Here is a 20,508-nt window from a genome sequence, read left to right on the forward strand (position 1 = left end):
GCAGTTAGAATTTATAAACAGCAGCCAGAATGAAACTGGCATCGGTTTTGGTTGCGGCCCCGGAACCTTTAAAAAAGGTATTGTCCTTCGCATTGTCGAGCCTGAATTCAGGGATGATGGTCAGGTTGTCTAAATGGATATTGCCTGAGAGGGTTGTTTGAAAAATGCTGGTGCCCACTCCCGCAACCGCTTTTTTATCGTCGAAATATTCGCCGCGTAATGTGAGGCCGAACTTGCTGGTGGGGTCGTAATTGAAATAGAGCGCATTGCTGGACCAGCTTTTATTGGTGCCCGCTATTTTAACTGTCTTAATAGTACCGTCGTAGTTGATACCGAACTTTGAACTGACTACACCATTCAATACCAGGTCGAACTGACTGAAACCATCGCCACCCTGGAAATTGAGGAAAGCCTTGAGTTTGTCATCCTTTGTACCTGTGCTGAACTGTGCCAGTGCTACTTTGGAAGGAGAAGTTGTAGTGGAATTATCAGTTGGGTTTGCCACGCCAATCATGATGGCGCTTTTTCCACCGAGGGAGATATCGGCTTTAAGACCGGTATGGAAGAACGGGCCGTAAGAGAATCCATAGCTCATGCTGTAGTTACGGTTGGCATAAGCATCGAGCAACTCATAACCCACATGGGTAGCCCATTTGCCGATGGTGAACTTGACAGCAGAAGAAGGTGCATAACTGAGGTATGCCTGTTTGATGACAGCCAGTGTGAGGAAACCATTTTTGCTGGGTGACTGTCCGTCATTGTACGAAAATTCTTCCGCTCTTCTGCCAAACCCAAGGTCGGCAGTAGCTGCAATCTTGCCGAAAGAATGATCTGCTCTAACGGAAGCCATCCCCAATTCGAAAGAGTTTTTTGAATTGGTAAAACTCGTGAGGTTGTTGGTGGGATTGGCTACCGAAGCAGGTGCATCATTAAAGTCGTACCGGTAATAGGCATCCACTGAATAGGTGAGAGTGGTTGCCGGAACAGCTTTTTTGGTAGTGTCAGTTTGCGCATGTAGCGCAGCCATGCTTAAAAATCCGCATCCGAGTGTCGAAATTTTCTTTAACATTGTCTTGGTTTTATGATTAACAAAGGGTACAGCCGTTCAACTTGGTCAGAAGTTCAACGTAAGGCTGTACCTTTTTTATGGTACACCATTCAAAAGCAATCAAAGAAAAGGAAACGAAGTTGTGCCACATCCGGTCAGAGATGGGCACAACAATATATTAGAACTGTTCATCCAGCAGGGTTTCTTTGATGTTCCCATTTTCATGGACCAACAAAGTTCCTTGCAGGTATTTTTCATCGTGCTGGGTAGCGTCCAGTCCCAGTTGTTCTTCCACAGTGCTTACCCTCAACGGCAGGATGAAATTGATGAATTTGAAAAGAAGAAAGGAAACGGTGAAGCTATATGTAACAACAATCAGCAATGCTTTCACTTGTGTGAAAAAGAATGCAGCGTTCCCGTAAAAAAGACCGTCGTTACCACCGCTGTTCACGGTTTTGGTAGCAAAGATCCCGGTCAGGAGCATACCTACCATACCGCCCAGTCCATGACAGGGGAATACATCGAGGGTATCGTCCAGACTTGATTTGCTTTTATAATAAACTGCAAGATTGGAAATCAGTGCAGCAACAAAGCCGATGAAAATACTCTGTGGGATGGCTACAAAGCCCGCAGCGGGCGTAATGGCTACCAACCCTACTACTGCGCCGATACAGAATCCGAGTACAGAAGGCTTTTTGCCACGCACTACATCAAAGAACATCCAGGCCAGTCCGGCGGAAGCCGCTGCTGTATTGGTAGTGGCAAATGCAGATACGGCGAGTGCATTGGCTGCTCCTGCAGATCCGGCATTGAACCCGAACCATCCGAACCAGAGCAAACCGGTTCCGATGAGCACATAAGGGATATTGGCAGGAGGAATTTCTTTGTGTTCAATATGCACCTGGCGACGTTTCAATACGAGTGCACCAGCCAGTGCTGCACATCCGGCAGAGATATGCACTACGGTACCACCTGCGAAATCCAGTGCGCCCATCTTAAAGAGGAACCCGTCAGGGTGCCATGTCCAGTGTGCGATCGGTGCATATACCAAGAGGCTGAACAGCACAATGAACAAAGTATAAGAAGTGAAACGGATACGCTCTGCTACCGCGCCTACTACCAATCCGGGTGTAATGATGGCGAACATCAATTGAAACAATGCAAACAAGGTGAGCGGAATGGTAGGTGTAAGACTCCAGGGGGCACCTGATGCTACACCTTTGAAGAAAAGGTGTGTCATGGGATTACCGATGAAGCCGCCGATCGACTGGCCAAAACAAAGACTATAGCCAACCACTACCCAAATAATACTTACCACACCTGCAGCTACCACGCTCTTGATCATGGTTGACAGTACATTTTTCCTGTGTACCATACCACCGTAAAAGAACGCAAGGGCAGGTGTCATTAAGAATACCAGGGCCGTTGCCACGATAATCCAGGTAATGTCGGCCGCGTTGTATTTACCGGTACCATCGAACAAGTTAAACGATGGCACAAAGATGGCCCCCAAGGCTACTAGCGCCAATATTGCGAAGGGCGCGATTTGTTGTAAAGGAATTTTTTTCATGGTTGAGATAAATGACATTAAGAAAAAAATCAATAAATGATTATAAAGCTAAATTATGAAGTTTTTCTTATTTTTTTATATTTATTGTTAACATTTAATATTATTTAATGTATATGCCCGTTTAATTGAAAAATGTTTAAATTGGAAACGGTAATTAAATTATTTGATAAAAGGGGAAATTAAAAACACAAAAAAGCCCGTTTGATTTCTCAAACAGGCTTAGCGAGGGTTAACTATACATATATACTAAACACTAATAAGGCAGCTTTCATCCTTCTTTTCGAGCATAGAAAATCCCATAATGTATTCATCTACTTTACGGGCGCATTCCCGGCCTTCACTGATGGCCCATACCACAAGCGATTGACCGCGACGCATATCCCCGGCGGTGAAAATCTTGGGAATATTGGTCTGGAAGGCTTTTTCACTGGCTTTTACATTGCCTCTTTCATCCAACTCTACACCCAGTTCCTCTACCAGGCCCTCATGCTGCGGGTGTACAAAGCCCATGGCCAGAAGGGCAAGCTGACAGGGTATCTCCCTTTCGCTTCCGGCTACTTCCACGAATTTAGCCGGGCGGCCATCTTCCGAAAACTTCCATTCCAGGTCTACGATCTGCAATGATTTCAACTGGTCCTTTTCATCGCCGATAAAGGCTTTGGTAGCAATGGCCCACTGGCGGTTAGCGCCTTCTTCATGTGAAGAAGAGGTTTTCAGCGTCATAGGATAAGTAGGCCAGGGCATGAAATCTGTTCTGGATTCGGGCGGCTTGGGCAGCAATTCAAACTGGGTTACAGAAACGGCCCCATGCCTGTTGGAAGTGCCCACACAGTCACTGCCGGTATCGCCACCGCCAATGACTACCACATGCTTCTTACCTGCCAGTATATCGTCGCCTTCAACAGGAAGCTTGCTTACTCTTTTATTCTGTTGTTTCAGGAATTCCATGGCAAAGTGTACACCTTTCAGTTCCCTGCCTGGGATAGGAAGGTTCCTGGGAATGGTAGACCCGCCTGCCAGTACAATAGCATGGTATTCCCTCAGCAGGTCGTTGATGCTGATGTTCACACCCACATTAGCATTGCATTTGAACACCACACCTTCTTCTTCCATAAGTTTTACCCTTCTCTCCACTACCCATTTTTCGAGTTTGAAATCCGGTATACCATAACGCAGCAGTCCGCCTGGCGCATCATCTCTTTCAAAAACGGTCACGGAATGCCCTGCATAGTTCAGTTGCGCTGCAGCAGCCAGTCCGGCCGGGCCAGAACCAACTACCGCTACTTTCTTCCCTGTTCTCAGGTTGGGTTTGCGTGATTTTACAAAACCTTTATCAAAAGCAATTTCAATGATATGCTTTTCAATCTCTTCGATGGTAACAGGTGGTTGGTTGATGCCCAGCACACAAGCGCTTTCGCAGGGAGCCGGACAAATGCGTCCTGTGAATTCGGGGAAGTTGTTGGTAGAGATCAGTATCTCATAAGCTTCTTCCCAGTTCTTCCTGTATACGGCGTCGTTGAATTCAGGTATGATATTACCCAGCGGACATCCGCTGTGGCAAAAAGGAACACCGCAGTTCATACATCTTGCTGCCTGCTGGTTGAGTTTCTGTTCGGGCAGGCGGTCAACAAACTCGTTATAATCGCCCAGCCTTTCGCGCACACTGCGCTTGGTTGGCAGCTCTCTTGTAAATTCCAAAAATCCGGTTGGTTTACCCATACATTCTATTTTGCGTTCGCTACAACCCTTACGGGTATTGCGACAAGGTTCTTAAAGTTGTTGTGTGGCTGTTTCCTGTTTCAGTTGCAGCGCTTTCTTGTAATCTCTGGGGAATACCTTGATGAAATTCTTCAACTGGTTTTCAAAATCATCCAGGATGAATCGCGCCACGGTACTGCCCGTATGCGCATAATGCCTGGTGATCATGTCGTTGAGGAAGCCGATATCGTTGATGCTTACCGGATCGAGGTCTACCATCTCCTTGTTGCAGAGTTCGGCAAAATTGCCCTGTACATCGTATACGTAAGCAATACCGCCACTCATGCCCGCTGCAAAATTGCGGCCTGTATTACCCAGGATAACAGCATGTCCGCCCGTCATGTATTCACAACCGTGGTCACCCACACCTTCCACCACCACATTGGCGCCGGAATTCCTTACGGCAAAACGTTCTCCCGCTTTTCCGCGGATGAAAGCTTCACCTGATGTAGCGCCGTAGAAGGCAACATTACCAATGATGATGTTTTCTTCCGGTACGAATGAAGCGCTCTTATGCGGATACACCACCAGTCTCGCTCCACTCAGCCCTTTACCGAAATAGTCGTTCGCATCGCCTTCCAACTCGAGGGTCACCCCTTTGGTATTGAAGGCGCCGAAACTTTGTCCGGCTGTACCGGTGAAGTTGAAATGGATGGTATCATCCGGCAAACCTTCTGCCTTGTATTTTTTGGTGATCTCGTTCGAAAGAATGGTACCGGCCGTACGGTCTGTATTCTTAATAGGGAAAGAAGCTACCACTGTTTGTCCGTTGTCTATGGCTGGCTTGGCCGCTTTGAGTAGTTTCCAGTCGAGCACTTCGGTTAAACCATGATCCTGTGCTTCCTGCTGATACAATCCGGTGTACAAAGAAGTAGGTTCTTTGTAGAGAACAGGAGAAAGATCCAGTTTGCTGTATTTCCAGTGTTTGATATCATCCCTTACTTCGAGGTCATCTACCTGGCCGATCATTTCATTCACAGTCCTGTAACCCAGTTCAGCCATGAGCTCCCTCAATTCCTGTGTGATGAATCTGAAGAAGTTTACCACATGATCGGGATCGCCGGTGAAGCGCTTACGCAGTTCGGCGTCTTGTGTGGCTACGCCAACGGGACAGGTATTCATGTGGCACTTGCGCATCATGATACATCCTTCCACCACCAATGCGGCAGTGGCCACGCCCCATTCTTCAGCGCCGAGCAAAGCGGCGATCGCAATATCGCGACCGGTTTTCATTTGTCCGTCTGCCTGCACTACGATCCTGCTGCGCAATTTATTTTTCACCAATGTCTGGTGTGTTTCGGCCAGTCCTAATTCCCAGGGCAGTCCCGCATGTTTGATAGAACTGATGGGAGAGGCGCCGGTACCGCCGTCGAAACCGGAGATCAATACCACATCGGCCTTTGCTTTGGCTACGCCTGCCGCAATGGTACCAACGCCGGCTTTGGATACCAGCTTCACATTGATGCGTGCTGCACGGTTGGAATTTTTCAGGTCGAAGATCAACTGTGCCAGGTCTTCAATAGAATAAATATCGTGGTGCGGCGGGGGAGAGATCAATCCCACACCCGGTGTTGCATGCCTTGTTCTGCCGATCCAATCGTCTACTTTATGACCAGGTAACTGTCCGCCTTCACCCGGCTTCGCACCCTGCGCCATTTTGATCTGCAATTCATCTGCCTCGGTAAGGTAGTAACTGGTTACACCAAACCTGGCCGATGCCACCTGCTTGATCGCAGAACGCATAGAGTCGCCGTTGGCCAGTTGCTGGTAACGGATATCATCTTCTCCACCCTCACCGGTATTGCTTTTGCCGCCTAAACGGTTCATGGCAATGGCCAGCGTGGTATGTGCTTCCCAGGAGATAGAACCGAATGACATAGCGCCCGTTGCGAAACGTTTGTAAATGTTTTCTGCCGGTTCTACTTCTTCAATCGAAATAGAAGGACGGTTACGCCTGAAACGGAACTGGCTGCGCAACGTGCAGGCTTTCTCGCCCTGGTCGTTCACCAGCTTGGAATATTTTTTGAACGTATTGTAATCGTTCATCTTGGTTGCATACTGCAAGAGGTGTATCGTCTGCGGATTGAACAGGTGAAACTCTCCCTTGCGTTTCCACTGGTACACACCACCAACAGACAACCGGTTTACAGCGCTGTCGGTCTTGCTGAAAGCGAATTGATGTTTGGCCAGTGTTTCTTTTGCAATTTCATCGAGTCCCATGCCTTCTATGCGTGAAGTGGCGCCGCTGAAATAAGTGTCCACCACTTTTTTATTGAGACCGATGATCTCGAATATCTGCGCGCCCTGGTAAGATTGCAGCGTGGAAATACCCATTTTAGAAAACACTTTCAGTAATCCTTCGTTCACTGCTTTGATGTAGTTCTTTTTGAGGTGTTCTACATCCAGTTCCGTATCCAACTGGCCATTCAATTTCATATCGCGGATAGAAGAAAGCGCGAGGTATGGATTGATGGCTGTGGCGCCGAATCCAATGAGGCAAGCGAAATGGTGTACTTCCCATACATCGCCTGCTTCTACTATAATACCAACCTGTGTGCGGTAACCTTTTCTGATGAGGTGGTGATGCACAGCGGCAGTAGCCAGTAAGGAAGGAATAGGTGCGTGGTCAGAATCGATGGCCCTGTCGGTAAGGATAATCACTTCAAAACCATCTTCCACTGCATCCACTGCATAACGGCAGAGACGGTCAAGTCCCGCTTTCAGCGATCCCGGCTTGCCATCGGCCCTGAAATAAGTTTGCAGGGTCTTTGCCTGGAAGATACCTGTATCGATACTCCTGATCTTTTCGAGTTCGTGGTTGTTGAGTATGGGTTGTTTGAGTTCCACACTGTGACAAGCCAATGGATCTTCATTCAGCAGGCTTCCGGTACTTCCTGCGAAAGTGGCCAGCGACATTACCATCTTTTCACGGATGGGGTCGATGGGCGGGTTGGTTACCTGTGCAAACAATTGTTTGAAATAACTGCTCAGGTGTTGCGGTTGATCGCTCAGTACTGCCAGCGGCGTATCGGTTCCCATTGAGCCAATGGGTTCTTTACCGTCGATGCACATAGGTGCAATGATGGTATCGAGGTCTTCGGTAGAATAACCGAATGCTTTATGGTATTTAAATATCTGGTCGTGCTCGAGGTGTGTGAACATCACCCTTGGCTCGGGCAGTTCTTCCAAACGTATTTTGTATTTGTTGAGCCATTCTGCATAAGGCTTTTGCGAGCAGATGGTCTGTTTCAATTCTTCATCGCTGATGATGCGGCCCTGTTCCATGTCTACCAGGAACATACGGCCGGGCTGCAGGCGTCCTTTTTCTATGATGATGGAAGGATCTACCGGCAACACGCCTGTTTCAGAAGCCATGATCACCCTGTCGTCCGATGTAACGCAATAGCGCGAAGGACGCAAGCCGTTCCTGTCGAGCGTGGCGCCGATGGTCTTGCCATCGGTGAATGAAATGGAAGCAGGTCCATCCCAGGGTTCCATCATGCAGGCATGGTATTCATAGAATGCTTTTTTCACCGGGTCCATCTGGTCGTTGCCATCCCATGCTTCGGGTATGAGCATCATCATTACATGTGGTAATGAGCGGCCGGTGAGGGTGAGCAATTCGATCATGTTGTCGAGACAGGCTGAATCTGATTGTCCGCCCGTTACGATGGGCAACAACATATCCATTTCTTCCTGCGAGAAATAAGGGCTGGTGAATCCTTTCTCACTCGCGCGAAGCCAGTTGAGGTTGCCCTGCAATGTATTGATCTCTCCGTTGTGTGCGATGTAACGGAAGGGTTGCGCCAGTTTCCAGGAAGGAAAAGTGTTGGTGGCAAAACGGGAGTGAACCAGGCCAAAAGCAGATACCACGCGTTTGTCGCTCAGGTCGGGGAAATAACCGCGCACCTGTGTGCTGGTGAGCTGGCCTTTGTAAACGATCGTTTTATGAGAAAGTGATGCCAGGTAGAAACCGATCTCGTCTTTTCTGACTGTATTGAAGATGGTATGGCTTGCATAATTACGCAGCACAAACAATTTGCGTTCAAAATCATCGGGGTTGATGATGTTGTGCGGACAAGCAATGAATACTTGTTCCATTACCGGTTCAACAGAAAGGGCAGAGCTGCCAATGTCTTTCTGGTTCACCGGAACCTTGCGGTAGGTAAGGATTTCGAGTCCGAGTTTCTCTGCTGCGCGATTGAAAATATCGCGGCACTCTTCACGAAGCTGCAGGTCTTGCGGAAAGAAAATAACGCCCACACCATACTTGCCAAAAGCAGGCAGGTGAACGCCCAGTTTTAAGCATTCATCGAAAAAAAATTCATGTGGAACCTGGATCATGATACCAGCGCCGTCGCCCGTATTGCTCTCGCAACCACAGGCACCGCGGTGCTCCATGTTTTCCAGTACGGTCAAAGCATCTGAAATATGCTGGTGGGATTTGCGGCCTTTAATGTTCGCTACAAAACCAATACCACAGGCATCGTGCTCAAAGGTAGGGCTATAAAGTCCCTGGCTGTTTGCTGAAACAAGCATGTACAATCGAATTAAGGATCAGGAATAATATGGCAAGCAACCGAATCGGTTGGTAAATTACAAAAGAATTGCTAAATATTATCCAGCATTTCTAATAAATTTTGAAAGAAGTGTATAATATTTAATAAAATTGGCAAATTGTTGAATAATTTCTATTCAAAAAACTAACAATTGTTCTTAAAGCGGGGAAATTTCTTTTATACTGTGATGTTGTTCAATGGAAGGTTCAAGATGCCGGTTGGCTGGAAAAATGCCAAAAAGGGTACTGCCGCTCCCTGTCATGGAAGCGTAAAGGGCGCCGCTTTGGTAGAGTTGTTCTTTGATTTGTCCGATTTCAGGGAATTGTTTGATAACGGGCGCTTCAAAATCGTTCAAGAGGATATCCTTCCATTGCTCAATGGGTTTTCGGATGGCTTCGGATACCGGTATAGCCGCAGGTTGTGGCTTCAGTTGTGCGAAAGCCCAGGCAGTAGATACATGAATGGCCGGATTGATCAATACCATGCGGTAAGCACTCAGGTCCAACGCCAACGGTTGCATATCCTCGCCTCGTCCGGTTGCAATGCAGGGTGTATTGCGGATGAAAAAAGGACAATCGCTTCCCAGTTGCAGCGCGTAATCCATCAATTGTGGGGTATCAAGACCGAGCGACAGTTTTTCGTTGAGCATTTTCAATAGGAAAGCCCCATTGGAGCTGCCTCCGCCCAAACCGGCTCCCATAGGGATGGCTTTATGGAGATGTACACGCACAGCAGGCAGTTGCGGAAAATCTTTTGTCAGCAGTTGATAAGCTTTGATGCATAGATTGGAATCCGGATCGCCTGCGATGGGCAGGCCAGTGGCGTTGAACTGTATATTGGGGTGAGGGGTTTCCGGAGAGGTCACTAATTCCAGCGCATCATTCCATGCAACGGGATAAAATACGGTTTCCAGATTGTGGTAACCATCTTTTCTTTTCTCAATGATGTTGAGCCCCAGGTTGATCTTACAGTTGGGAAAAAGAACCATTATTTTCTTTTATTGATCTCATCCCGGATGGCTATAGCGCGGATATAATCTTCGTGTTCCAATACTTCATTGAGCAGGTTTTGCAAATCTTCGAGGGGCATGGAACTGAGGTCTTCCCGGCTGCCGCTGGCTGCTTCGGAACCTACCGATTCTCCTTTGGGTTTTTTTTCGGGATTTTCCTCCATCAGGATACCGGCGTTCTCGAGGATGTGTTCGTAGGTATAGATAGGGCAACCAAAACGAACGGCCAATGCCAGCGCATCGCTGGTACGGCTGTCGATCTCAATGGTATCGTGTTCGGTATAACAAACAAGCTTCGAATAAAAAATGCCTTCCTGTAGGTCGCTGATGATGATCTCCTGTAATTCCACATTGAAAGCATTCATGAAATTCTTCATCAAATCGTGTGTAAGGGGGCGGCTGGGTTGCATGTGTTCCAATGCCACTGCAATTGCCTGGGCTTCAAAACCACCGATGACGATGGGCAGCCTGCGCAATCCACTGATCTCGCCCAATACCACTGCATAAGAATGGGTTTGCGTAATGCTGTGGGAAAGGGCCACTATCTCCAATTCTATCTTTTTCATAGCTGACACGAAAATAACTTAATTTGTTTAATACTGGATGCCGGAAACCTATAGCTGCCCATATCTTAACACCATATCGTAATTTGCAGCATGAACCTCGATCTTACCAATAAAACTGCCCTGGTCTGCGGCGCCTCGCAAGGATTGGGAGCAGCCGTAGCAGCCGAGCTGGCATTGCTGGGTGCGCATGTGGTGGTACTCGCCAGGAATGAAGAAAAACTCAGGCGGGTTGTACAGTCACTCGATATTTCGCTTCGGCAACAACACAGCTATATAGTGGCAGATACTGCACATCCCGATCAGCTGGCTGCACAAATAGCATCCTTGCTTACTAAAACAAAGCAAGTACATATTTTGGTAAATAATACCGGCGGACCGCCAGCAGGCCCGTTATTGAATACAAGTGCAGATGAACTGGAAACTGCGTTCCGTTCACAACTCAGCGCTGCGCATACACTTGTACAACTATTGGTTCCTGGTATGAAAGAAGCTGGTTATGGCCGGATCGTGAACATCACTTCGACTTCGGTGAAACAACCCATCGGCGGATTGGGTATCTCCAATACGGTTCGCGCCGCAGTGGCCAATTGGGCCAAAACACTGGCGAATGAATTGGGAGCATTCGGGATCACGGTGAACAATGTATTGCCGGGCTCTACGCGTACCGACAGATTGGATTATTTATTTGAAAAGCAGGCTGCCTCCGCAAATAGTACAGCAGATATGATCATGCAGCAAGCAGTTGCACAAATTCCTGCGGGCCGTTTGGGAGAGCCGGAAGAACTGGCGGCTGCCGTAGCTTTTTTATGTTCTCCGGCAGCCGCTTATATCAATGGTATCAATCTGCCGGTAGATGGCGGCAAACTGAGTGGATTATGATGCTTTCATTTTGCGGATCTCTTCGGTGAGTTTGGGCACCACTTCAAACAGATCACCTACAATACCGTAATCAGCCGCTTTGAAGAAAGGCGCTTCAGGATCTTTGTTGATCACTACGATCACTTTACTCCTGTTCACACCTGCCAGGTGCTGTATGGCTCCGGAAATACCCAGCGCAATGTATAGATTGGGTGCTATCTGGATACCGGTTTGTCCTACGTGCTCATGATGTGGTCTCCAGTGTGCATCTCCAACCGGACGGCTACAAGCGGTTGCTGCTCCCAGTTCTTTGGCCAGGTCTAACAAGATGCCCCAGTTTTCAGGACCCTTCATGCCGCGTCCGCCGCTTACTACAATGTCGGCTTCTGTTAAAGGGATTTCACCCGTTACTTTATTGACCGCAGTTACTTTTACTTTAGGAGCATCTACTGCAATGTTCAGTTGGTTCACTTCAGCAACACCTGCTCCAACGGTAGTAGTATAGCTGTTCGGACTCAGCGAAATAACCTTGATAGGAGAAAGAATATTCACATGCGCAAAAGCCTTTCCGGAGAAAACGGTTTTGCGAACCACAAATCCGTTCGAGGTATCGGGCAGGGAAGAAGCGCCGGTAACAATACCTGCTTTCAAACGCGCCGCTACCCTCGATGATACGGCTTTGCCCGTTTGGTTATGCGAAAAGATCACCACATTGGCGTTTGTTGCAGTTACGGCTTCTGCAATGACTTTGGCATATACCTGCGCATCGAGGTGGTTCAATGTATCATTGTTTACCTGGTGCACTTTTTTGATCCCGTATTTTCCCAGTGCAGCCAGGTCATCGTTTACCTGACCCAGTACCAGGCCTTCGGCAACAGTACCCAGTTGTTCAGCTACTTTGGCGCCATAGCTCATGGCTTCGAAAGAAGCTTTTTTGATATGACCTTCGCTTTGATCTATATATATCAGTACCATGATGTGTGTGCTTCGTTTTTGTTGAAAGATTTAGATCACTTTGGCTTCTTCGTGCAGGAGACGTACCAGTTCGGCTACATTATCCGGACTTACCAGTTTCACTCCCGCTTTTGCTGGTGGTAATTCAAAACCAGTAATAGCGGTAAGCGTATCTGCTGCTACAGGTTCCACTACTTTCAAAGGCTTGGTCCTGGCTGCCATGATGCCGCGCATATTGGGAATGCGTTGTTCCGCTACTCCTTTCTGGCAACTTACTACTACGGGTAATGTTACTTCGGCCACTTCTTCACCACCTTCTATCTCACGTGTAATGGTAGCGGTGGTTCCTTCGAGGTTGAATTGGGTAGCCAGCGAGAGATAAGGTACATCGATCAGTTCAGCGACCATGCCGCCAATGGAAGATCCGTTGTAATCAATGGTTTCCTTTCCGGTTAAAATGAGATCGTAACCACCATCTTTGATCACTGCTGCTATTTGAGAGGCGATGTAATAGCTGTCGCTGCTGCTGGCATTGACACGAATGGCTTCATCGCCGCCCAGTGCCAGCGCCTTGCGGATGATGGGCTCTGTATCGGCGCCACCCACAGTTACGAGGTGCAGTACTGCGGAAGGATCTTTTTCTTTCAGTTCAATAGCTCTTACGAGGGCATACCACTCGTCATACGGATTGATGATCCATTGCACACCGGCTTCATCAAATTTGGTATTGCCGTCGGAGAAGGCAATCTTGGAAGTGGTATCCGGTGTTTTGCTTACGCACACTAAAATTTTCATAATCAATGCAGATTTAATTCATCCCGGAATTAATGGTTGTTTATGCAACTATTGACAAATATAAGGAGGATTTCAACGCGGCAAAGGTTGGGATAAAATTTAATCTGCAAAAACTTTATTGGCCGGCCTAACTTTACGGGATGACAGACCGCATTTCCAAGCTCAGGGAATTCCTGAAAGCCAACCCACAGGATAATTTCCTCCGCCATGCGCTGGCCCTGGAATACATCAAGCAGGAGCAGGACCAGGAAGCCCGCATTTTATTTGAAACCATCCTTACCCAATCGCCCGATTATATTGGTTCTTATTATCACCTGGCCAAACTGCTCGAAAAGATGCAGGAAAAGCAACTGGCCATCGAATGGTACGAGAAAGGCATGCAAGCAGCTAAACAAGCGGGCGATCAGCACGCTTACAACGAATTGCAGGCAGCTTATGAGGACCTGGTTTATTGATGTAACTGGCGCCGCTTTGTTTTCTTACTTAGATTTGGAATAGAAACCTGTTCATGCATCGTTATTGCCCTATTGTTATCCTGATTTTTTTTGCTCATCCGGGAAAAGCGCAGACCCTCGGAGGCAATGCCGTTTTTCAGTTCCTGCAACAACCCAATACGGCAACCTTATCTGCACTGGGTGGTGTGAATGTATCTGCTATTGGTCAGGATGTAGGTACAGCATTTCAGAACCCAGCCCTGTTGCGTCCTGATATGCATTTGAAAACGGATCTTTCGTTCAATGCTTTTTTGGCAGGCATCAGTAATTACAGTCTCACTTCTGCAATGCACCTGCGCAATGAACAAACAACCGTTGGGGTAGGCGTGAACTATTTCAACTACGGAACCATGCCACAGACCGATGCTTCCGGCAATGTGTGGGGTAGTTTTTCGCCGCGCGATTATGTGGTGCAGGCCATGATCTCTCAGCCGTATAAAGAAAGATGGTGGTATGGGATGAGTCTGAAATTCATGCATTCCGGATATGGTATGTATCGTTCATCCGGACTGGCCGTTGACGCAGGAATTGCTTATTACGACGAAGAAGGTCAATGGCAGGCCAGCCTGGTAGCCAAAAACATGGGAACACAACTCAATACCTATGATGGCAGCGCGAGGAAAGAAGAATTGCCTTTTGATGTGGAAGCGGGCATATCCAAACGCCTGGCCCATGCGCCTTTTCAGTTCTCACTCACTTTACATCATTTACACCGGTTCAATATTTACTATAACGATACCAGTTTCCGTGCTTCGGAAGGTGATATCAATTACAAGAACAGTCCGGTGATGCAAAAAATATTTTCGCATATCGTGTTGGGTACGCAATTATACCTCAGCGAAAAATGCACCATCCAGGCAGGTTATAATTTTCAGCGCGGATATGATTTAAATGCGTACAATTTTACGAGCGGATTCAATGGCTTCAGCTTCGGTGCCAGCTTGTTGTTGAAAAAATTGCATGTGCATTATGCAACAGGCTTCTATCAACAAAGTTTGTTCCATCACTTTTCCATCACACTATAGTCGTTCACTTATTTAATCACTGATTTTTCTTCGGCATAACCGCTTTGGGATCTTGTCCGGGTTTATTAGCGGAAGGAGGTGGATTGATGGGTTTAACCGGCGTTTTGGATTTGTTATTGTTGTCGTCCAGTTTGATCTGTGATTCCGGCGCTATGTCTTCCGGTTTGATGTTTTTGGGTACTTCATAATCTTTCGATTGACCGGTACCCATGTCTTCTCCTTCTCCACCCAGTACCGGCGTATTGCCATTTATGTAATCGATGATGAGATCATTGCTCATTACATCCGGTTTCACAAAGGTCTGTTTTGGATCCAGTCCGCAATTAGGGTCTTTGGCAGCTTTGCTGTAGAAATAGGCCCAGATGGGCATTGCAGCACGGCTACCTTGTCCGTTCAGGTTGTCTTTATCAAAATGGATGAACCGGTCATCACAACCAACCCATGCGCCGGCCATCAGTTGAGGTGTGTACCCCATGAACCATGCATCGCTGTTTTCATTCGTGGTGCCTGTTTTGCCGGCCACTTCCATACTGGGTAAATCGTATTGCCAGATACCGCGACCGGTACCAATGGTCATTGTTCCTTCCATCATTTTGATAATGGAATAAGCCGTTACATCGCTGATCACCTCTTTTCGCTGGGGAATAAAAGTGGCCAGCACATTCCCGTTCCGGTCTTCGATGCGGGTAATATACATGGGCTTTACGTTGAACCCCCTGCCGGGGAACATGCTGTAAGCCTGCATCATTTCATACAAAGAGATTTCACAGGCGCCCAGGGCAATGGAAGGGTAGGGCTCTATCTTGGTTTTGAGATCGCATTTTTTGAGGAAATCAACAAAACGTCTTGCGCCATTATTGCCTTCATTGTCGAGTTGCTTCATGATATAGGCCGAAGCGCAGTTCCGCGAAAAGGCCAGTGCATTGGCCATCGGTATGGCTCCTCCTTTACAGGATTTGCTGGTGGCAGGCACCAATCCATATTGACCAAAACTCTGCTGTTCATCATATACTGTTGTATTCGGTGTGAATCCTGCTTCTTCAATGGCAAGGCTATACAACAATGGTTTCATGGTAGAACCAACCTGACGCCTGGTGTTTGGGTTTGCATGATCGAATTTGAAAGTTTTGAAATCGATGCCGCCCACCCAGGCCCTTACTTCTCCGCTAACGGGTTCCATTACCATGAATCCCGCCTGCAACATCTGCCGATGGTATTTGAGTGAATCATAGGGTGTCATCACCGTGTCTTTACCACGTGAGTTATTCCAGGCAAAAATGTGCATGGGCGTTTTGACGAAGAAAGTTTTGCGTATCTCATCATCACCCATACCATCTTTCTTGAAGTTGCGCCAACGGTCGCTTTGCTTCATGGCTGCTTCCAGCACATTCTCATAACCTTTCCATACAGAACCCTTTTTGATGTTCTCCTGCGTGTTCAGCAACTTCTGCATATAACTCATGTGACGCGCTACTGCTTCTTCTGCATACAATTGCATGCGTGGATTGATGGTGGTATAAATCTTCAATCCATCACGGTAAAGATTGTAGCTATCGCCATTGTTTTTCTTGTGTTCTTTACACCAGGTCTTCATGTATTCACCCAACACCATCCTGAAATAGGGGCCCAACCCGTTGTTCTCGTCGAGTTTTTTGTAATTGAGTTCAATGGGTTTTGTCTTTAATTTTTCTGCTTCTTCGGCGCTCAGGTAATTACTGCTTACCATGCGGTTCAATACCAGGTTCCTCCTGTCGAGCGCCTGCTTGGGATTGCGGCGAGGGTTATATAAAGAGGGAGCGTTCAACATGCCTATCAGTACGGCGGCTTCTTCCACACTCAAACGGTCGGGCTCTTTCTGGAAGAAAGTACGCGAAGCATTCCGGATACCATATACATTATCGCCATAAGCTACTGTATTGAGATAGAGTGTTGCGATCTCTTCTTTGGTGAAGTTTCTTTCCAGCTTAACAGCAATGATCGATTCTTTGACTTTTTGGAGCATGCGCAACAGGAAATTCCTGGTATCCCAGTTATCGGTGAAAAGATTTTTAGCTGTTTGCATGGTAATGGTGCTGGCACCGCCTTCGCCACCCAGGTGGGCAACAGCGCGGGCTAGCGACCATGGGTCGATACCACTGTGAACATAGAAGCGTTTGTCTTCGGTGGCTACCAATGCATTGATTACGTATTTGCTGATGTCTTTGTAATCTGCATTCACCCGGTCTTCAATATAATATTTACCCATGGGTGTTCCGTCCTGGGCAAAAACCTGGCTCGCGAGCGACGCTGTTGGGTTTTCGATATCTTCCAGGTCGGGCATGGCCCCCAGCCAACCCCAGTTGATCATCAGCAACAACAGGATGAAGCCTGCAAAGCCCCAGAAAAAAATGCGCCAGAAAATTCTCACCGGTTTAGACATGGTAAATCTATTCTATGATTGTTTCGCAATGGTACGTAAAACTAAACAACAGTTCGCCAAAGATCCTTATCTCTCCGTTAAAATTACTCGGGAAGCAATTTTTGCATAAAAGCCCTGAACTCATTGATGTCTTTGTTGTTAAGTAAAATGGCCAGGTTAGCCGGACTGATGATGCTGAAACTGTATTTATCCGCCGGTAGCCAGGGAACGATATTTGTTTTTGAAAGGGGCTTTACCGCATCGATATAAGAAGCGGCTGTAGCAGCGTTCATGAATGGTCCGAGTAATAAAAGCTGCACATCGCTTGTGAGCCGCGTGCTGCTGCTGGCGATCTTCAGCCGTGCATAACGTTCCCTGTTGAAAATATTGAATGCGTTACGGCTTTCACTTGCATAAACAGGATCCACTTTATTCATGATGATGACTACATACTGCGAGTCTGCTGGTACGAACCGGTACACATCGTTGCTGATGGTCACAGGTTCTTTTTCCTGTTTTAATTCTTTGGCAACGATTGCTGTGGGTGGCGGCGCCAGTTTGCTGCTGTCTTTTCTCTTTTCGGCCGTAATGGTAGTAAGCGGCGATTGCAGGTCAACCCGGCGCGAAACGGATTCATCTCCTCTTTCGATGTTCAGGTTGGCCAGGTGAGCTTCTATTTCATTCCTTCTTTTCAATACATCGATCATGGTAGCGGCTTTCGCGGCCATGGGTGATTGTCCGAATTGTTGGATGATCGCCTGCAAGCGGTTAATGGCAATACTGTCCTGCCGCTCCCGCACATAGCTGATGGACTCAATGAACAACAACTGGGGCGTCCAATGCGAATGACCGAACTGTTGATCGGCTTTCAACTTGACAAGGCGTGCTTCATTGAAACGTCCTTCAATAAAGAGGCGGTAAACCGATTCGTATGCTTGCGTTGGTGCATCGGGCTGGTTGGCCGATTGCGCCTTACGTAATAAAGCGGTATAGGAGCCGGCCGGATAAGATTTGTTCAACACGGTCCGTATTGAATCGGCTTTGGCAACGGCATCGCTCTCCTGGTAGCAAAGCGATAAGTTGAACAGCACCTGCTCTATGGAAGCGCTTTCCGGGAAACGTTTCAGGAAAGCTTCATAAGTGGCAATGGCCGAAGGGTAGTCACGCAATTGATTTTGGAAAGCAAGTGCACTCGAAAGCAATGATTGGCTGATCAATTTATTGGATACATCCAACTGTGCTTCGGTAAGCGGTATCTCTGCGAGCAAAGTTTCGAGACTGAGTGCTTTTTCTTTTGGTTCCGGGCTGGCTTCGGACTGTGTTTTCTGTGTGTTGACTGCCTGCGAATTGGCGGTGCTGAAAGATTTGTCTACCGCAGCCTGTCTGCGCCAGTTATCAACATTGGGCCTGTTACCCCAGCGGGTCTTGAATTCAGCTGCGCCTCTTGTTTTCAACGATGCATTCTGGAAATAGAAACCGGCGTTATTGCTATTGAATAAGTCTATGGTAGCTGTGTTACCGGAAGCTCCGCCTGTTTCTGTTGTTTCAGTTTCTTTCAATCCTTTTTCCTTTCGCAACCGGCGGATCATTTTTTTTGCGGCAGTGAGCCTTTCACCGGCCGGCAGCGCCGCCAGGCTTTGCAAGCTATCCTGGTGGCGGACAACAGACTCATTTGCTGCAATGAGTTGCAGGGCAGGTTTGAGATTGGCGATCTTTTGCTTTGCCGCTTCGTCTACTAATGAAGTCTCCACACTATCGTAAAACCTGTATGCATTGGCATAGGCTTTACGGTTATAGTTGAGGTCTCCGAGCAGCAGGAAACTTTGTTGTTTTAGTGTAGCATTGCCGGTATTGTATTGGATGCTTTTCAGCAGCAATTGTTGTGCAGCCGAATCGCGATGGCGTTGCAGTTCCAGTTGAGCGGCTGTATGGTAGATGATGTCACGATAGGTGGTATACTTGTCGCGACGCGCCATTTTCAGCAGTTCATTCAGGTTCTCCTGCAAGGCATTGTCTTTTTTTCCGCTAGCCAGGGAGGCAATATTCAAGCGTGCATATACTTCCATCACAGGGTCGATCGTGTGGCGGATGGCGCGCTGGAACATTTCCATTGCCTGATTATCTTTTTTGGCCAATTGATAGAGTTGGCCGGCGAGGTATTCCCCTCTTGCCCGTGCAGCGCCTGAAGCAGGCAGGGATTTGGAAAGCTGGGATGCAGCGCTGTCGTACATTTCCTGTTTGTAAAACCAATAAGCGCTGAGTTCATGTAAAGATGGTTGGAGCCTCGCAGGGAAATGCGGGTCCTGCCGCAGGATCTCAAGTAAGCCTGCCGCATCGCCCATTTTCTGTTGCTCGAGATAAGTGCGTACCTGCCATGTCAATGCCTCATTCCTGCTGGGCAGTGTGGTGAAGATTTTTTTCAGCAGGGTTCTTTTTTCGTAGGTGGCAACGGTGAATACGCCCCCGGTATTGCTGGCGTTGCTTCCCAGCGGAATGTCATAGCCATCGTCTTTGGGAGCATACACATAATTGATGTATTGAAAGACCGCAGTGGCTGAATCAAAATTTTTGCGGAGCAGGTAAGCTTTTCCCATCAGCACATACAGGTTATCTACCCAGTCGCTCCGCAGGTCGTGCAGCAGTATGCCTGCATTGCATTTATAAATAACGGTATCGATCAGGTCTTTGGCTGTTACATCCAGGCTGTAATCATAGAATGACAGCAGTTGTCCGTAATCGTCTTTGTGCTGTTGTCTTGCCCTGTTGATGATGTCATTGACCAGGTTATTGGCATTGAAATAATAATTGAACCGGGTAGTGGCATTGGTAAAGATGCGGCGGGGGATGGTGAATTTCTTGTTGCCCGTTTTTTCGGCGGGCAGGCTTCTTTCGGTGTACGGCTTTGGTTTTGCGAGTTCAATAGTGGTATTGGGTTGTGCATGCACTACCTGGACTGAATAGCATATCGCCAATACAAAACTAATAAATGTGACCCACTTGGGGAATTTCGACATCGGATACATAAAACTGCTTAAAAATACAGCTATTTATGGATACCTTTATCCTGATTTAACAGCATAGTGAAACCGGAAAACAACAATAGCCTCAAGCGCCTGCGCAACAGTTACCGACTGGTAGTGATGAACGACGACACCTACGAAGAAGTGGTAACGTTCAGGCTGTCGCGCCTGAGCGTGTATGTAGGGTTGAGTACTGCTTTTGTTTTGCTGGTGGGGCTGACCATCGCTCTGATCTCATTTTCCCCGCTCAAATATTATATACCCGGTTACGGCACCCGTGAAAGCCGGAGCGCGCTGCAGGCTTTGAAAATCCGCACCGATTCACTGGAACAGGCGCTTCAATACAAAGAGCAGTACATCGATGGTGTAAAGAAAGTGCTCACAGGTAATACACCTTCCCAACTCGATACCATACCGGCTGTGATTCCCAGAACCGAGACCACGAACGAATAAA

Annotated in this window: 14 protein-coding genes; 4 read left to right on the forward strand and 10 right to left on the reverse strand. The window is 47.6% G+C overall.

Annotation, left to right across the window (positions count from 1 at the left end; translation table 11 throughout):
• Positions 1–4 precede the first annotated feature (4 nt).
• From SEDOR53_RS0110855 to SEDOR53_RS0110880, 6 genes are all read right to left on the reverse strand, one after another.
• On the reverse strand, positions 5–1,069 hold the full coding sequence (locus SEDOR53_RS0110855; RefSeq protein WP_026769747.1) for an outer membrane beta-barrel protein: 1,065 nt from the start codon (positions 1,067–1,069) through the stop codon (positions 5–7).
• Positions 1,070–1,226: 157 nt separating this feature from the next.
• The gene (locus SEDOR53_RS17765) at positions 1,227–2,618 is read right to left on the reverse strand and encodes an ammonium transporter (protein ID WP_037361924.1); all 1,392 of its coding nucleotides are present in this window, start codon (positions 2,616–2,618) and stop codon (positions 1,227–1,229) included.
• A gap of 246 nt (positions 2,619–2,864) precedes the next feature.
• A complete protein-coding gene (locus SEDOR53_RS0110865; RefSeq protein WP_026769748.1) occupies positions 2,865–4,337 on the reverse strand; it encodes a glutamate synthase subunit beta in 1,473 nt (490 codons plus the stop codon).
• Between the two features lie 51 nt (positions 4,338–4,388).
• The gene (gene gltB / locus SEDOR53_RS0110870) at positions 4,389–8,915 is read right to left on the reverse strand and encodes a glutamate synthase large subunit (protein ID WP_026769749.1); all 4,527 of its coding nucleotides are present in this window, start codon (positions 8,913–8,915) and stop codon (positions 4,389–4,391) included.
• A 177-nt stretch (positions 8,916–9,092) separates the two neighbouring features.
• Positions 9,093–9,923, reverse strand: coding sequence for a 4-(cytidine 5'-diphospho)-2-C-methyl-D-erythritol kinase (ispE, locus tag SEDOR53_RS0110875; RefSeq protein WP_026769750.1), 831 nt, complete (start codon positions 9,921–9,923; stop codon positions 9,093–9,095).
• Positions 9,923–10,510 (reverse strand): bifunctional nuclease family protein, encoded by a 588-nt coding sequence (locus SEDOR53_RS0110880; protein ID WP_026769751.1) that lies wholly within the window; start codon positions 10,508–10,510, stop codon positions 9,923–9,925. Before SEDOR53_RS0110880 ends, ispE begins: the two co-directional genes overlap by 1 nt.
• Positions 10,511–10,600: 90 nt before the next feature.
• Here SEDOR53_RS0110880 and SEDOR53_RS0110885 point away from each other — a divergent pair, with 90 nt between their 5' ends.
• Positions 10,601–11,389 carry an SDR family oxidoreductase gene (locus SEDOR53_RS0110885; protein WP_026769752.1) on the forward strand — a complete coding sequence of 263 codons (789 nt, stop codon included), beginning with the start codon at positions 10,601–10,603 and terminating at the stop codon, positions 11,387–11,389.
• Here the strand turns inward: SEDOR53_RS0110885 and SEDOR53_RS0110890 are convergent.
• Together SEDOR53_RS0110890 and SEDOR53_RS0110895 are read right to left on the reverse strand one after the other, a co-directional pair.
• Positions 11,384–12,343, reverse strand: coding sequence for an electron transfer flavoprotein subunit alpha/FixB family protein (locus tag SEDOR53_RS0110890; RefSeq protein ID WP_198018897.1), 960 nt, complete (start codon positions 12,341–12,343; stop codon positions 11,384–11,386). The two genes, SEDOR53_RS0110885 and SEDOR53_RS0110890, sit on opposite strands and share 6 nt — an antisense overlap.
• A gap of 30 nt (positions 12,344–12,373) precedes the next feature.
• On the reverse strand, positions 12,374–13,117 hold the full coding sequence (locus SEDOR53_RS0110895) for an electron transfer flavoprotein subunit beta/FixA family protein (RefSeq protein WP_026769754.1): 744 nt from the start codon (positions 13,115–13,117) through the stop codon (positions 12,374–12,376).
• A 140-nt stretch (positions 13,118–13,257) separates the two neighbouring features.
• On the opposite strand from SEDOR53_RS0110895, the gene SEDOR53_RS0110905 reads away from it, so the two are divergent.
• Both SEDOR53_RS0110905 and porQ read left to right on the forward strand, forming a co-directional pair.
• On the forward strand, positions 13,258–13,572 hold the full coding sequence (locus SEDOR53_RS0110905) for a hypothetical protein (protein WP_026769755.1): 315 nt from the start codon (positions 13,258–13,260) through the stop codon (positions 13,570–13,572).
• A 53-nt stretch (positions 13,573–13,625) separates the two neighbouring features.
• On the forward strand, positions 13,626–14,636 hold the full coding sequence (porQ, locus tag SEDOR53_RS0110910) for a type IX secretion system protein PorQ (protein ID WP_026769756.1): 1,011 nt from the start codon (positions 13,626–13,628) through the stop codon (positions 14,634–14,636).
• A gap of 16 nt (positions 14,637–14,652) precedes the next feature.
• Here the strand turns inward: porQ and SEDOR53_RS17770 are convergent, their stop codons facing one another.
• Together SEDOR53_RS17770 and SEDOR53_RS0110920 are read right to left on the reverse strand one after the other, a co-directional pair.
• Entirely contained in the window at positions 14,653–17,055 is a 2,403-nt protein-coding gene (locus tag SEDOR53_RS17770; protein ID WP_070415562.1) for a transglycosylase domain-containing protein, read from the reverse strand.
• An 83-nt stretch (positions 17,056–17,138) separates the two neighbouring features.
• Complete coding sequence (locus SEDOR53_RS0110920) at positions 17,139–20,048, reverse strand: tetratricopeptide repeat protein (protein ID WP_037361075.1); 2,910 nt, start codon at positions 20,046–20,048, stop codon at positions 17,139–17,141.
• Positions 20,049–20,114: 66 nt separating this feature from the next.
• Between SEDOR53_RS0110920 and SEDOR53_RS0110925 the strand changes: the two genes are divergently transcribed.
• Entirely contained in the window at positions 20,115–20,507 is a 393-nt protein-coding gene (locus SEDOR53_RS0110925) for a hypothetical protein (RefSeq protein ID WP_232214764.1), read from the forward strand.
• The last annotated feature ends 1 nt before the right edge of the window (position 20,508 follow it).

Source organism: Asinibacterium sp. OR53, from assembly GCF_000515315.1.
In the GTDB taxonomy this organism is placed as follows: Bacteria; Bacteroidota; Bacteroidia; order Chitinophagales; family Chitinophagaceae; genus Sediminibacterium.